Source organism: Rhodococcus pseudokoreensis (assembly GCF_017068395.1).
Lineage (GTDB): Bacteria > Actinomycetota > Actinomycetes > Mycobacteriales > Mycobacteriaceae > Rhodococcus_F > Rhodococcus_F pseudokoreensis.
In genome coordinates this window covers 3501909-3515554 of the sequence record NZ_CP070619.1, presented here as the reverse complement: position 1 = coordinate 3515554, position 13646 = coordinate 3501909, and the positions used below count along the sequence as shown (strand labels likewise).

General features: G+C 69.1%; 14 protein-coding genes and 1 pseudogene. 9 read left to right on the top strand and 6 right to left on the bottom strand.

Translation table 11 applies throughout. The features are described 5' to 3' along the window. The first annotated feature begins 2 nt into the window (after positions 1-2). Both JWS13_RS46470 and JWS13_RS21185 read left to right on the top strand, forming a co-directional pair. Entirely contained in the window at positions 3-95 is a 93-nt protein-coding gene (locus JWS13_RS46470; protein ID WP_368680942.1) for a putative leader peptide, read from the top strand. Positions 96-150: 55 nt separating this feature from the next. Beyond that, entirely contained in the window at positions 151-777 is a 627-nt protein-coding gene (locus JWS13_RS21185) for an LLM class oxidoreductase (RefSeq protein ID WP_206007351.1), read from the top strand. A gap of 6 nt (positions 778-783) precedes the next feature. Here JWS13_RS21185 and dszD read toward each other — a convergent pair whose 3' ends face one another. From dszD to JWS13_RS21170, 3 genes are all read right to left on the bottom strand, one after another. Beyond that, positions 784-1368 (bottom strand): NADH:FMN oxidoreductase DszD, encoded by a 585-nt coding sequence (gene dszD, locus JWS13_RS21180; protein WP_087559824.1) that lies wholly within the window; start codon positions 1366-1368, stop codon positions 784-786. 104 nt (positions 1369-1472) lie between these two features. Next, entirely contained in the window at positions 1473-1946 is a 474-nt protein-coding gene (locus JWS13_RS21175) for a YbaK/EbsC family protein (RefSeq protein ID WP_072947342.1), read from the bottom strand. 34 nt (positions 1947-1980) lie between these two features. Next, a complete protein-coding gene (locus tag JWS13_RS21170; protein WP_206007350.1) occupies positions 1981-3072 on the bottom strand; it encodes a hypothetical protein in 1092 nt (363 codons plus the stop codon). Positions 3073-3196: 124 nt separating this feature from the next. On the opposite strand from JWS13_RS21170, the gene JWS13_RS21165 reads away from it, so the two are divergent. Next, on the top strand, positions 3197-3775 hold the full coding sequence (locus JWS13_RS21165; RefSeq protein ID WP_206011678.1) for a TetR/AcrR family transcriptional regulator: 579 nt from the start codon (positions 3197-3199) through the stop codon (positions 3773-3775). Positions 3776-3806: 31 nt separating this feature from the next. Here JWS13_RS21165 and JWS13_RS21160 read toward each other — a convergent pair whose 3' ends face one another. Next, the gene (locus JWS13_RS21160; protein WP_206007349.1) at positions 3807-4874 is read right to left on the bottom strand and encodes an alpha/beta fold hydrolase; all 1068 of its coding nucleotides are present in this window, start codon (positions 4872-4874) and stop codon (positions 3807-3809) included. A gap of 75 nt (positions 4875-4949) precedes the next feature. After that, positions 4950-6269, bottom strand: a complete 1320-nt coding sequence (locus tag JWS13_RS21155) for an NAD(P)/FAD-dependent oxidoreductase (RefSeq protein ID WP_206007348.1) — start codon at positions 6267-6269, stop codon at positions 4950-4952. 81 nt (positions 6270-6350) lie between these two features. Between JWS13_RS21155 and JWS13_RS21150 the strand changes: the two genes are divergently transcribed. Next, positions 6351-7181, top strand: coding sequence for a crotonase/enoyl-CoA hydratase family protein (locus tag JWS13_RS21150; RefSeq protein ID WP_206007347.1), 831 nt, complete (start codon positions 6351-6353; stop codon positions 7179-7181). A gap of 125 nt (positions 7182-7306) precedes the next feature. Continuing rightward, positions 7307-8964 (top strand): annotated as a pseudogene (locus JWS13_RS21145) (MDR family MFS transporter). A 67-nt stretch (positions 8965-9031) separates the two neighbouring features. On the opposite strand, the gene JWS13_RS21140 reads toward JWS13_RS21145, so the two are convergent. Further along, positions 9032-9523 carry an inorganic diphosphatase gene (locus JWS13_RS21140; protein ID WP_124391753.1) on the bottom strand — a complete coding sequence of 164 codons (492 nt, stop codon included), beginning with the start codon at positions 9521-9523 and terminating at the stop codon, positions 9032-9034. A gap of 131 nt (positions 9524-9654) precedes the next feature. On the opposite strand from JWS13_RS21140, the gene dacB reads away from it, so the two are divergent. Genes dacB through hpt form a run of 4 tightly spaced genes read left to right on the top strand, consistent with a single transcriptional unit; the run spans position 9655 to position 13645 of the window. Further along, the gene (gene dacB, locus JWS13_RS21135) at positions 9655-11040 is read left to right on the top strand and encodes a D-alanyl-D-alanine carboxypeptidase/D-alanyl-D-alanine endopeptidase (protein ID WP_206011677.1); all 1386 of its coding nucleotides are present in this window, start codon (positions 9655-9657) and stop codon (positions 11038-11040) included. Then, on the top strand, positions 11040-12086 hold the full coding sequence (locus JWS13_RS21130) for a zinc-dependent metalloprotease (protein ID WP_206007346.1): 1047 nt from the start codon (positions 11040-11042) through the stop codon (positions 12084-12086). The genes dacB and JWS13_RS21130 overlap by 1 nt, the downstream gene beginning before the upstream one ends. A 19-nt stretch (positions 12087-12105) precedes the next feature. Beyond that, positions 12106-13086, top strand: a complete 981-nt coding sequence (gene tilS, locus JWS13_RS21125; protein WP_206007345.1) for a tRNA lysidine(34) synthetase TilS — start codon at positions 12106-12108, stop codon at positions 13084-13086. 4 nt (positions 13087-13090) lie between these two features. Further along, positions 13091-13645, top strand: a complete 555-nt coding sequence (gene hpt, locus JWS13_RS21120; RefSeq protein ID WP_072947351.1) for a hypoxanthine phosphoribosyltransferase — start codon at positions 13091-13093, stop codon at positions 13643-13645. The last annotated feature ends 1 nt before the right edge of the window (position 13646 follow it).

Here is a 13646-nt window from a genome sequence, read left to right as displayed (position 1 = left end):
GCATGGCATCGCAGGCTGGGAGCACAATGATTGCTCACTGGTGCCGTCGGCATGTGGATCTGTGCCGAACCGCCTCGGGTATGTGTTCGAGCTGACCGGTCTTCCCGTTCCGTTTCATTCACACGCACACGTCATTCCCGAGGAACCCTTATGTCTCGAGACAATGCCTACGTTTCCCGTCCCCTCCGCGTCGCCGTCGAACTGACCGGATCGGGACACCACCCGGCCGCCGAGGGCGCCGCAGGCACACGGCCGATCAACGGCGCCGACTACTGGGTGGACCTGACCGCCGACTCGACGGATCAGCTCGACCTCACGTCGTTCCCGCCGAACGTCGTCCGGATCCGGGCCGCCGATCTGCGTGAGGCGCAGCAGGAGCGCGCTCGGATCCGTGCCGAGATCGTCGCCGACGGCCGCGACCCCGACAGCGTCACCGTCCTGGTGGACCTCGAGGTGCTCATCGCCGGAGAAGCTCGCGCCGCGCGCAAGGAGCTGGCCCTCCTCGACAGTGCGCTGGACGCACCGCGCACACCGGTGTCGTTGCAGTACATCGGAACTCCGGTCGGCCTCGCCGGGCTCATCGCCGACATCCAGGCCGCCGGCGTCGCCGACGGCGTGACCCTGCTCCCGCTGTCGCTGCCCAGGGTTCTCGAGCAACTCGTCGACGGCACCCTCCCGTGGCTGGAGCAGCGGGGCCTCGTCACGTCCGCCGAAGCGGTGGACGAGGCGCTGCGCCGCTTCGACCTGCCCCGCGCCGAACGGGTGCTGGCGTCCTGACCCAGGTCAGTTGCCGTTGTTCGCTGAACCCAGCGGAGTGGGCCGGTAGTACCGGCCCTCGTGATACAGCAGGGGAGCCGACGCGGAATCGTCGTCGGCCTCGGCGTGGACGCGGGTGACGAGGCCGATGACGAGCGTGTGGTCGCCGACCGGAATCAACTGGTCCACGACGACCCGCATCCAGCTGGGAGTTCCGTGCAGCACCGGTTCGCCGGTGTCGAGCCGCGCCCACAGCGACTCGTCCGAGAACCGCTGGTCCGCGCTCCGTGAGAAGCGCTGAGCCAGGTGCTGCTGGTGCTCCCCGAGCAGGTGGATCACCAGCGAGCCCGCCGAGTGGAGCGCGTCGATGCTCGACGACGTGTTCGCGATGTTGAACGACACCAGCGGCGGGGCCAGCGAGACGGACGAAAACGAGGATGCGGTGAAGCCCACCGGGCCCGATCCCGAGTCGAGGGTCACGATGGTGACGCCCGCCGGGTGACGGCGCAGGGCTGCGCGGTAATCCTCCGCACAGATTCCGGGGGCGAGTTCGGGGTGTCGGGGGAGGTCCGAACCATCGACGGTATCGGCGTTCTCGGCTCTGTCGGACAAATCATTCTCCGGGTCGGCCCGTGTGGGCACTGTGTCACGCTCGTGCACGTCACTCTCGTTCACGAGATCTGACGTCAACTATAAGGGCGGGAAGCGACCGGGATTCAGTCGACGTCGATCGCCAGGCCCGCGGTGATCCGGACCAACTCCGAGAACGACGTGCGGAAGACGGTGTCCGGGTGACCGGCGGCCGCCCACAGTTCCGCGTACTCCGACAGGGCGTTGTCGACGTAGGTCGGAAGGTTCGTGGGATGGCCGAGCGGGGCGATACCGCCGATCGGCTGCCCGGTCGCGATCCGCACCATGTCGAGAGGCGCCTGGGTCAGATTTCCCTGCAGACGTTTGCCCGTGTTCGCCAGATCCACCTCGTGCGCCCCCGACACGAGGAGCAGGATCGGGTCGTCGTCCAGAAGGAACACCAGCGACTTGGTGATGGCGCCGACATCGACCCCCAGGGACTCCGCCGCCTCGGCCGCGGTGTGGGTGGAGTCGGGCTGGGTCACGATCACCCCATGGTGCCCTCGCGCGATCAGAGTCTCGGCGACATGCGCGGCGTGGGGGTGCAGGGGCGTCGGCATGAACCAAGAGTAGGTCCATTCCCCTGGAACGACATCAAGAAGCGTCTTCCGACACGACATCGGAACGGGGCGTAGTCGATTCCAGCTTCCGGAGGCGCCGGACGGTGAACCCGAACAGCAGTCCCAGCCCGACCGCGGAGTACAGCGCGAGGGCGAGTGCGGGCTGCCCCAGCCCCACGTCGTCGAAGTACACGATGCTGCGGATTCCCTCGGTACCCGCGCCGGGGGTGATCCAGCGTCCGATGGCCGCGTAGAACGTGGGGATGACGTTCGAACCGAACGCCCCGCCTGCACTGGGGTTACCCAGGATGACGAAGACGGCGATCGCGAGCGGCACCGCGAGGATGCCGACCGAGGCGCGCAGACCGAGCGTGAACGCGGCCGTGCCGAAGACGACACCGGCCCCGAGGAGCCATAGCGGGAACCAGTGGCCCGCGAACGTGCCGAGCACGTGCGTCGTGATCAGGGCGCCGAGAGCGCCCGAGAGCAGGGCGTAGCCGAACAGGACGGCCGTGTGCGCCGACGCCTGACGCAACGTCCGCGGGGCACCGATGAACAGCCCGATCGCCGCCGCGAGCAGGTAGCCGCCGACCACCCACCCGACCGCCAGATAGAAACCGGACAGGCCGCGGTTGTCGTGCGCGCCGACGGGAATCTCGTCGCGAACCGTGAACTGGCGACCCTGACTGTTCTCCACCTGGGTGAAGACCGATTCGAGCGCGCTGGAGATGGAACTGCCGCCCGCGCTCGCCGTGATCAGGGTGTCGGGGCCGACGGGATTCACGACGAACGCGCCCTGAATCTCACGGTCGTGGAGGAGGCGGCGGGCTTCCGCGGTGTCCGAGACGACGCGTGCGCGGAGCGGGCTGCCGTCGATCGCGTCGAGCCGGTCGGCGACCTGCTGGTCCGTCCCGGAGGGCAGTCCCGCCGCGGCGACGACACCGACCTCGATGTCGCGGGGCGTGGGCTGATGGAACGCGGCCACGTAGCTGAGGATGAAGCCGAGTTGGAGGAGGAGAACGCCGAAGACCAGCGCGGTCATCACCTTGGGCGCGCCGTATTTCGACACCGGACTGTCGTGGTGCACGGGAGCCGGGGTGGTGGTTTCGCTGGCGGTGGTGGTCATCGGACGTCCTCGATCCTTGTCGATACCGTAGGTATTGAATACCCTAGGTATCGTGACTGAAGAACGTCAACCGGACAGTCGTCACACCGATTGGGCGCCGACGACGCGTCCCGGTCGCGACGTCGTGCGACAGCGCCTCCTCGACGCGGCGGCAGAGGAATTCGCGGAACGCGGCTTCAGTGCGGCCCGGCTCGCCGAGGTCGCGCGCCGGGCCGGGTTCACCAAGGGCGCGGTCTACTCGAACTTCGAGTCGAAACAGGACATGTTCGCCGAACTCTTCGCGGCGCGCTCACTCGAACTCGCGGGACGGGTGCTCGCCGAGATCGCCGGCATGAACCCGACGGACGCCGCTGGCAAGGGCGGCGAGGCCGTCGCGTCGTGGATGGTGCGCGAGCCGGGCTGGTCGCTGCTGGTACTCGAATTCGGTGTGCTTGCCGCCCGCGACCCGCAGATCGCGCAGGCCTACCTGCGGGAACGGCGGCAACTGCGGGGACGGCTCGTCGAGTTGATCGGCGAGCGCGCGCGGGAGTGGGGAGTCGACGACACGTTCGACGTGCGCACCACGGCCATCTCGCTGATGGCCCTCATCTCCGGCCTCGTGCTCGAACACTCCGTCGATCCGGAGGAAGTGGACCAGCCGACGATGGGCGCCGCGGTCACCGCGTTGTTCGCCGGTGCGGTCGCCCGGGCCGGGTTGGTCTGAACAGTCTGGGCCGGGCTGGTCTGAACAGATTTCAGGCGGTTTGTGCGACGACCCCGTCGAGGAAGCCGTCGATGTGTGCCCACGTGGAGTCCTTGGCCTTCGGGCCCGCAACGAGTCCCAGGTGGCTGCCCGGCGCGGACTCGAACCGCACCGACGGTGACCCGGTGAGCACGTCTGTCGCCGCCCGGACCGACGGGATCGGCGCGATGACGTCCTCGGTGCCGCCGATGGCGAGGACCGGCACCGTCAGATCGGCCAGCGCGATTGCGCCGTTCCGGGTCGCGAAGCTCCCCTCGGTGAGTGCGTTCCCCAGGATCAGCTGAGTGCAGACCTGGCGGAAGAAGCGTGCGGGGTACCCGGGCATGTCGGCCATGAACCGGTCGATGGACTCCATGCGGGCCAGGGTCTCGGCGTCGTGCAGGTTCCGGGCGATGAACCACGGCTTGGTGAGTTCACGCTGGAGTGCGGTGAAGCGGTAGCTGGCCTGGACCAGCGGCGCGGGCAGTCCGCCCATCGCCCCTGTGGCGGTGGTGAGGGGGCGGTCGCCGGTGAACCGGCCGACGGCCCGCAGCGGCGCGATCATGGTCACCGACTCGTAGTCGATCGGCGTGCCGATCGCCGTCACCGAACCGATCGGCAGATCGCTTCGGCCCGCGGCGGTGAGCAGCGACATCGTTCCGCCGAGGCTCCAGCCGATCAGGTCGACGGGTGCGCCGTCGTGGAGCCGGGACACCCGGTCGACGGCGGCCGGGATGAAGTCGTCCACCCAGTCCTCGAATCCGAGGCCGCGGTCGGCGTAGCCCATCGTTCCGTAGTCGACGAGATACGTGGCCTTGCCCGACTCGACCAGGTGTGCGGCCAGGCTCTGGCCGGGCCGGAGGTCGAAGCACTGTGCTGGCGCGGCGAGCGGCGGCACGAGGAGGATGGGCCGGTCGTCGTCGGTGTCGGAACCGTCGAACCGGTACAGGTCCTGATGAAGTGCCTCGTGGATCCGCGTCGACGGGGTGCGCTGGACCGGTGCGATGCCGCCGCCGAAGGACAGTCGCCAGGCGTTGCGGGTCAGCGTGTTCAGCGTCGGGTTCCAGGCGATGTCGAGCACGGATTTCCTCTCGTGGCGGCGCAGATCCTTCAGGTATCTGTGACGTCAACATACAGGTAATCCTGCGACGGTCCGTCAGCGGGAGGCGAGCAGAACCCGCAGCACGGTCGCCGGCCGCAGCAACGCGCCCGGCCGGTCCAGAAGATGCGTCACCCGGAGAAACGCCGCCCCCACCGCCGGATCGAGGGACGCCGCCCGATCGAGCCGGGCCGCGTACGCATTGACCGACCGGACCCGCGCCGACCGTCGTCCCGGCACGGCCGGGATCCGGAGGTCGTTGTCGACGGTGAGATTCCACGCGGGATCGATGCACCGGTTCGCCCTCCGGAGGAACCGGCGCGCGAGATGCGTGGATCCCGACCGCAGGCAGTCCCGCAAGATCTGCGCCTCCACAGCGGCGACGCTCATCCCCTGACCGTAGATGGGGTTGAACGAGCAGATGGCGTCCGCGAACGGCAGATAGTTCGACGGCAGATCGTCGGCCGAATAGTGCCGCCGGACGGTGGTCGGGATCCGGTAGCGCACGCCGTCGTCTACCGGCACGGCCGTGCGCAGCGCGTCGTACATGTCCGGGGCCGGGAAAGACTTCACGAACTCGAGGAAGCCGCCCGGATCCAGCGGCGGCACGTCGTCGCCGTACCCGGCGAGCGTGACGATCCACGTGCCGTTCTCCTGCACGCCCACGAATCCGCTGCGCGGACTCGACGGTCCCGGCGCCATCCCGATGCCGGAATCGCCGTCCAGGTGCGGCGGGTCGAGCCGGAAGTGCCTCGTCGCGTAGCTGACGTCCACGGCCACCTGGGACTCGGGCGGCGGCGAAAACCCGAGCGCGCCGAGCCGGGCGACACTCTGCGAACTGCGGCCCGACGAGTCCACGACGAGATCGGCCCCGACGACCTCCGGTGCGACGCCGCCCCGGTGCTGCACGGTCACGCCGGTCACCCTCCCGTCGTCCAGGACGAGACCCGTGACGTCGGAACGGTCCAGGATCCGCACGTTCGGCAGGGCCTGGACCCGCCGCCGCACCTGCCGCTCGACCAGCGGTCTGCTCGCGAGAATGCCGGGAACCCCGCTGGTCGCGCGGGCCATCCGATGCCCGTCGACGATCCACCGGATGTCGCCGAGCGCGTCGCCCGCGGTGGCTCCGAGGGCCAGGAGTTCGGGCACCAGACCCGGCAGGAGGTCCTCCATCGCGGCCTGCCCACCGGCGAGGAGGGCGTGCACGTGCCGGGCCTGCGGCACGCACCGGCGCGCCGTGGCCTCGTCGGGCAGGACGTCGCGGTCGAGGACGACGACGTTGCGGAACGTGCTGCCGAGCGCCGCCGCGGCCAGCAGACCGCCCATTCCGGCGCCGACGACCAGGGCGTCGCCATCCGGGGCCGTCCGGTGCGTCATCGCGGCTGTCCGTTCGCAGACGGTGCAGAGACCTCCAGGGTATTTCGCCGGACACCGGCCAGCGGAGGTTACTCTCGAGTAATGACCGAACAGAAGACCTGGAATGCGTTCACCGTCGAGCGCAAGGATCACGTCGCGCAGGTGACGCTCATCGGACCCGGCAAGGGCAACGCGATGGGGCCGGATTTCTGGAGCGAACTCCCCGAGATCTTCGGCGAACTCGACTCCGATCCCGACGTGCGGGCCGTGGTGATCGCCGGCTCGGGCAAGAACTTCTCCTTCGGCCTCGACCTGCCCGCCATGAGCGGCAGCTTCGGTTCCGTCCTCGCGGACAAGGCGCAGGCAGGCCCGCGCACCGCGTTCCACGACATGATCAAGCGGATGCAGTCCGGCATCAACGCGGTCGCCGACTGCCGCAAGCCGGTGGTCGCGGCCATCCAGGGCTGGTGCATCGGCGGCGGCGTCGACCTCATCTCCGCGTGCGACATCCGGTACGCCAGCGAGGACGCCCAGTTCAGCATCCGTGAGGTGAAGGTCGCGATCGTCGCCGACATGGGTAGCTTCGCCCGGCTGCCCGCCATCATCGGCGACGGACATCTGCGGGAACTCGCACTCACCGGCAAGGACATCGGCGCGGGTCGCGCGGAGAAGATCGGTCTCGTCAACGGTGTCTACGCCGATGCCGACGCCGTCCTCGCGGCCGCGCACGCCAGCGCGGGCGAGATCGCGGCGAACCCGCCGCTCGTCGTGCACGGCATCAAGGACGTCCTCGACCACTCCCGTGCGGCCGCCGTCGACGACAGCCTGCGCTACGTCGCCGCGTGGAATGCCGCGTTCCTGCCCTCGCAGGACCTGACCGAGGCGATCACCGCCGTCTTCGAGAAGCGCACCCCCGAGTTCAAGGGCGAGTAATCCGTCCGCACTGTCGGGGGTGGACGCTTATCCGCAGGTAAAGCCCAGTTCATCAGTTGCCCGAATCCTCGCTGCGCTCGCATACTTGCCGACTACAAGTAAACGACCAGCGCAGCGAGGAAACAGTGTCGAATTCGGTCGAAACGCCGGTGGCCTACACCCACCGGCAGATCCTGGCTGTACTCAGCGGGTTGATGCTCGGCATGTTCCTCGCTGCGCTCGATCAGACGATCGTGGCGACGGCGATCCGCACCATCGCCGACGACCTCGACGGCTACTCGTTGCAGGCGTGGGCCACCACCGCCTACCTCGTCACCGCGACCCTGGCAACGCCGCTCTACGGCAAACTGTCCGACATCTACGGCCGCAAGCCGTTCTTCATGTTCGCCATCACGGTGTTCGTGATCGGCTCGGTCCTGTGTACGTTCTCGACGTCGATGTATATGCTCGCGGCCTTCCGTGCGGTGCAGGGACTCGGCGCCGGCGGTCTGTTCTCGTTGGCGCTCACCATCATCGGCGACATCGTCTCCCCTCGTGAGCGCGCCAAATATCAGGGCTACTTCCTGGCCGTGTTCGGCACGTCCAGCGTGCTCGGGCCGGTCCTCGGCGGACTGTTCGCCGGGCAGGACGCGATCCTCGGAATCGACGGCTGGCGTTGGGTTTTCCTGGTCAACGTGCCCGTCGGTCTGGTCGCGCTCACCGTCGTCTCCAGGGTGCTGCACCTCCCTCGACGATCGGGCGGAAGCCGGCGGATCGACTGGTGGGGCGCGATCGCCCTCGCCGTGGGTGTCGTGCCGTTGCTCATCGTCGCCGAACAGGGCACACCTGGGGGTGGGGCGACTCGAAGTCGTTGGCGTGCTACGTGATCGGCGTCCTCGGTGTGCTCGCCTTCGTGCTCGTGGAACTCGCGATGAAAGACGACGCGCTCATCCCGATGCGCTTCTTCCGCAACAGCACGTTCGCGCTCGGCGTCGTCATCAGCCTCGTCGTGGGCGCCGTCATGTTCGGCGGCATCAGCCTCCTGCCCCAGTACCTGCAGGTGGTGAAGGGCTCGAGTCCCACCCTCGCCGGATTCCAGATCCTGCCGATGGTCCTCGGCCTCATGGCCGGCTCGGTGGTCAGTGGTCAGATGATCTCCCGGACAGGGCGATACCGGTACTTCCCAATCCTTGGGACCGCCCTCATCGCGGTCGGCGCGTTCCTGCTGCACACGCTGGCAGCCGACACGCCGATGCCCGTCGTGATGGCCTTCATGCTGATCCTGGGACTCGGTCTGGGAAACCTGATGCAGCCGCTCACTCTCGCCATTCAGAACGCCCTGCCCCCGCAGGACATGGGAGTGTCGACCGGAGCGGCCACCTTCTTCCGGCAGATCGGCGGCACCGCAGGCGTCGCGATCTTCCTGTCGATCCTCTTCTCCCGCCTCACCCCGGCCATCGGCGAGCGCGTGACGGCCGCAGCGGGCACATCCGACTTCCGGCGGGCAGTGGTCGCCGCCGCGCAGAGCAACGACCCCGCCGAGGCCGCCATGGGTCAGGGAATGCTCAGCCCCGACCACGCGGGCGTCAGCGGCGTCCTCACGGACAGTTCGGTGATCGGAAAGCTCGACGACGTGCTCGCCCTGCCGTTCCGGGAGGGATTCGCCGACGCCATCGGATCCGTCTTCCTCACCGTGTCGATGCTCGCCGTCGTCGCCTTCGTCCTCACCGTGCTGTGGAAGGAAGTACCCCTGCGCAGCGAGTCCGGGCTCCAGGCCGCGGCCCGGGGCGACGCGGGGGAGTAGAGACGGCAACGGCGCCCAGCCCACCCGATAGCCGGGGAACTGGACGCCGCTGAAAAGAACGTCAGGCTCAGTGCCCGCCGTTGTCCTTCAGACGCTTGATCGACGCCTCGACCTCGGCCTTCGCCTCGGCGAGCCCGACCCAGTCGGCGCCCTCGACGTGCTTGCCCGGCTCGAGGTCCTTGTAGTGGACGAAGAAGTGCTTGATGGCGTCCAGTTCGAACTGCGGGACGTCGCCGATGTCCTGGATGTGGTCCCAGCGCGGGTCGCCGGCAGGCACGCACAGCACCTTGTCGTCGCCGCCGGCCTCGTCGACCATCTTGAACATGCCCACGGGGCGTGCCTCGACGATGACGCCGGGGAACACCGACTCGGGGAGCAGGACCAGCGCGTCCAGCGGGTCGCCGTCCTCGCCGAGGGTGTTCTCGATGAAGCCGTAGTCGGCCGGGTAGCCGAACGCGGTGTACAGGTAGCGGTCCAGCTTCACGCGACCGGTCACGTGGTCGACCTCGTACTTGTTTCGCTGACCCTTGGGGATCTCGATGGTGACGTCGAACTCCACGCCGATTCCTCGCTGTCGTGTCGATGATGATTCGGGGAGAGGATATCGGGTCGAGGATAAGGTTGGTTGTCTGACCACCCACGAATCACAGTGAAGACGGAGGCGCGTTGCCGGGCCAGGGAAAGAAGAAGATGGGCTCGTTGGCGGGACGCCACCGTCGGAACATGCGAATTCTGTTCGCGTCGGTCGTCGTCGTGGTGCTCGCGATGGCCGCCGTGCTGGTGGTCGCGGTGGGCGCGCACAACGCGTCGGCGGGGCGCGGCGAACTGACGATCGCCCCCGAACCGGCACCGATCATCGCGGCCCCGCAGGTCACGCCGGTCCCGGACGACGCGCCGATGCCGAGCGCGCAGGGGATCGCCGCGGCGGTCGGTCCGGCCGCCGCCAACCCGGACCTCGGCAAGTTCAGCGGAACGGTCGCCGACGCCGTCACCGGTCAGGTGCTGTGGAGCGTCAACCCGCAGACCCCGATGACGCCTGCGTCCACCACCAAGGTCCTCACCGCGGGATCCGCGCTGCTGTCGTTGCCGTCCGACCACCGCGTCACGACGAAGGTGGTGCAGGGGGCGGCTCCCGGGGAGATCGTCCTCGTCGCCGGTGGTGATCCCACTCTCACCGCGAAGCCGGTCGGGGAGAACGGCTACTACCCGGGTGCGGCGCACATCTCGCAACTGGTCGATCAGATCCGGAACGCGGGCATCCAGGTGACGCGCATCGTGGTCGACACGAGCATCTACTCGGGCGACACCATGGCGCAGGGATGGTTCCCGACCGATGTCGGCGCCGGATTCATCACCCCCACCGAGCCGATCATGATCGACGGCGGACGCGCCGACCCGCTCGTGGACGAGTCGCCGCGTAGTTCGACGCCCGCGCTCGACGCCGGGCGGACGCTGGCAAATGCGCTCGGCGTCGACCCGTCGGCGGTCGCGTCGGGGGTCGCGGCACCCGGAGCCGCCACGGTTGCGAGTGTGCAGTCCGCGCCGCTGCGCGACCGGTTGCGGCAGATGATGGAACACTCGGACAATGTGCTTGCCGAAGCGATCGGGCGGGAGGTTGCCATGAATGCCGGCGCGGAAGCATCGTTCGCGGGCGCCGTCGCGACCATCGGCCAGACCCTGACCGGTGCCGGCTTCGATCTGTCGGGGCTCACGCTGCACGACGCGAGCGGGCTGTCCGTCGACGACCGCATCGCGCCGCACACCCTCGACCAGGTGCTGACGGCCGCCGCCGGGGAGGGGAATCCCGCCCTGCGGCCGATGCTCGACTACCTGCCGGTGGCAGGCGCCACGGGCAGCCTGTCGGACCGGTACGCGTCGGGCAACCGCACCGGCGCCGGATGGGTGCGCGCGAAGACCGGCACCCTGTCCACGGCCAGCGCCCTCGCCGGCTACGTGGTGGACCAGAACGGGCGCGTCCTCACGTTCGCGCTGATGTCCAACGACCGCCCACCGGAGGTCAGCCGTCCCGCCCTCGACGCACTGGCGGCCGCGCTCCGCACGTGCGGGTGCCAGTGATGGCCGCCGAAGGAAATGCGTTCAGCGGTGCCGTCGACTGGAAACTCGCAGCCAGGACGGGGGTGAGGCTGGCGCGCAGCGGGCCCGCCACGTCGCGGTACACGGCCGAAACCGTGGTCGCGGAACTGGCCGACGCGTCGATGCGCGCCGAACTGCCCGTCCGGGAAGTCACCGGACTCGCCGACGGACTGCCGGTGCCCACCGCCCAGATCCTCGACCGGGCGGGGTGGATCCACGCCGCCGCGCATTCGATGTCGCAACTCACCGGCGGCGACGCCGCCCCCGGCATGCTGCTCGGCAAGCCGGCGGGCATTCAGGCCGGGGCGATGCTCGCCTACCTGTCGTCGGCGATCCTCGGTCAGTACGACCCGTTCACCGGCGACAACGGAACCCTGCTGCTCGTCGCGCCCAACGTGGTGTCCGTCGAGCGCACACTGCGGGTGCAGCCCAGCGACTTCCGGCTCTGGGTGTGCCTCCACGAGGTGACGCACCGGGTGCAGTTCTCGTCGTCGCCGTGGCTCACCGGGTACATGCAGGAGTCGGTGGAGATCCTCGGATCCGCCGAGGACGAGTCGATCACCGACATGGTCGGCCGGTTGTCCTCCGCGCTGCGCGACCGTGGACGTACGGAACCCGACGAGTCGGGTGCACCGGGCGGCATCGTCGGACTCCTGCGCGCGACCCAGGCCGAGCCGCAGCGTGACGCGCTCGACCGTCTGCTGGTGCTCGGCACCCTCCTCGAGGGACACGCGGACCACGTGATGGACGCGGTCGGTCCCGCGGTCGTGCCGTCGGTGGCCGCCATCCGCGCGGCCTTCGACAGCCGGCGCCGCCGCAAGAGCAACCCGGTGCAGCGGCTCATCCGGGCGCTGCTCGGGATGGACGCGAAGATGGCGCAGTACGTGCGCGGCAAGGCGTTCGTCGACGCCGTCGTGGACAAGGTCGGGATGGACCGGTTCAACGTCGTGTGGACCGGCCCCGACACGTTGCCCCGGCTCGCGGAGATCGACGCACCGGACGCCTGGGTGTCCCGGGTGCTGGGCTGATTCGCGAAGGACCGAGCCGGTGACAGTGCTTCCCGAGGAACCGGCGATCCTCGAGGTTCGTCACGCCGTGCGGCGCTGGATCGCGGCACACGCCCCGGACGGCGACGTCGCGGTCGCGTTGTCGGGCGGCGCCGATTCGCTGGCCCTGACGGCGGCGGCCGCCGCCGAGGCCCGTTCGGTTGTCGCCCTCGTCGTCGATCACCGGCTGCAGCCGGGGTCGGCCGACGTCGCCGACGAGGCGGCAGCGCGCGCCCGGGCCCTCGGCTGCGCGTCGGCCGAGGTGCTTCCCGTCGACGTCACCGGAACCGGCGGGCTGGAGGCCGCCGCCCGGCAGGCCCGCTACCGGGCCCTCGACTCGGCGCGCGGAACCCGCCCGGTGCTGCTGGGACACACCCTCGACGATCAGGCCGAAACAGTGTTGCTGGGGCTGTCCCGCGGTTCGGGTGGTCGATCCATCTGGGGGATGAGCCCCTACGACAGCCCGTGGGGCAGGCCGCTGCTGGACGTGCGACGCGCGGTGACCCGGCAGACGTGCGTGGAACTAGGCCTCAGCCCGCACGAGGATCCGCACAACAGCTCACCCGACTTCGTGCGGGTGCGGCTGCGCACCGAGGTGCTGCCGCTGCTGGAGGACGTTCTCGGCGGCGGCGTCGCCGGGGCCCTCGCCCGCACCGGGGAACACCTGCGCGAGGAGGGAGCTGTCCTCGACGCGGTGGCCGCCGACGCCGAAGCGAAAGTCGTGGTGGACGGGGAAATCGACGCGGCGCTCCTCGCCCTGTCGGCGCCGCCCGTCCGCAGGCGGGTCCTGCGCAGCTGGCTGCTCGCGGCCGGTGCACGCGGTCTCGGAGACACCCAGTTGCGGGCGGTGGACGACCTCGTCGCCCGATGGCGGGGGCAGGGACAGGTGGCGGTCGGGGGCGGAACACCGGACGCGAGGTTGGTGGTCCGACGGCGACGTGGCAGGCTGAACGTCGGATTGGACGACCGACGAAGGGTTTGATCGCGTGTACGAAGGCGACATCGCATCGGTACTGATCTCCGAGGACGAGATCCGTCGACGTACCGTCGAACTGGCCGAGGAGATCGCCAAGCGCTACCCGGAGGGCGCCCCGGAAGGGGATCTGCTCCTGGTGGGTGTCCTCAAGGGCGCCATCTTCTTCATGACCGACTTCGCGCGGGCCCTCCCCATCCCCACCCAGATGGAGTTCATGGCCGTCAGCTCCTACGGGTCGTCCACGTCGTCCTCGGGTGTCGTGCGCATCCTCAAGGACCTCGACAAGGACATCGCAGGCCGCCACGTGCTGATCGTCGAGGACATCATCGACTCCGGTCTCACACTGTCCTGGCTGATGCGCAACCTCTCGACGCGTAACCCGGCATCGCTCGAGGTCGTCACGCTGCTGCGCAAGCCCGACGCCATCAAGGTCGACATCAACGTCGCGAACGTCGGCTTCGACATTCCCAACGAGTTCGTCGTCGGCTACGGCCTCGACTACGCCGAGCGGTACCGCGACCTGCCGTACATCGGAACGCTCGAGCCCTCCGTCTACGGCGGCTGAA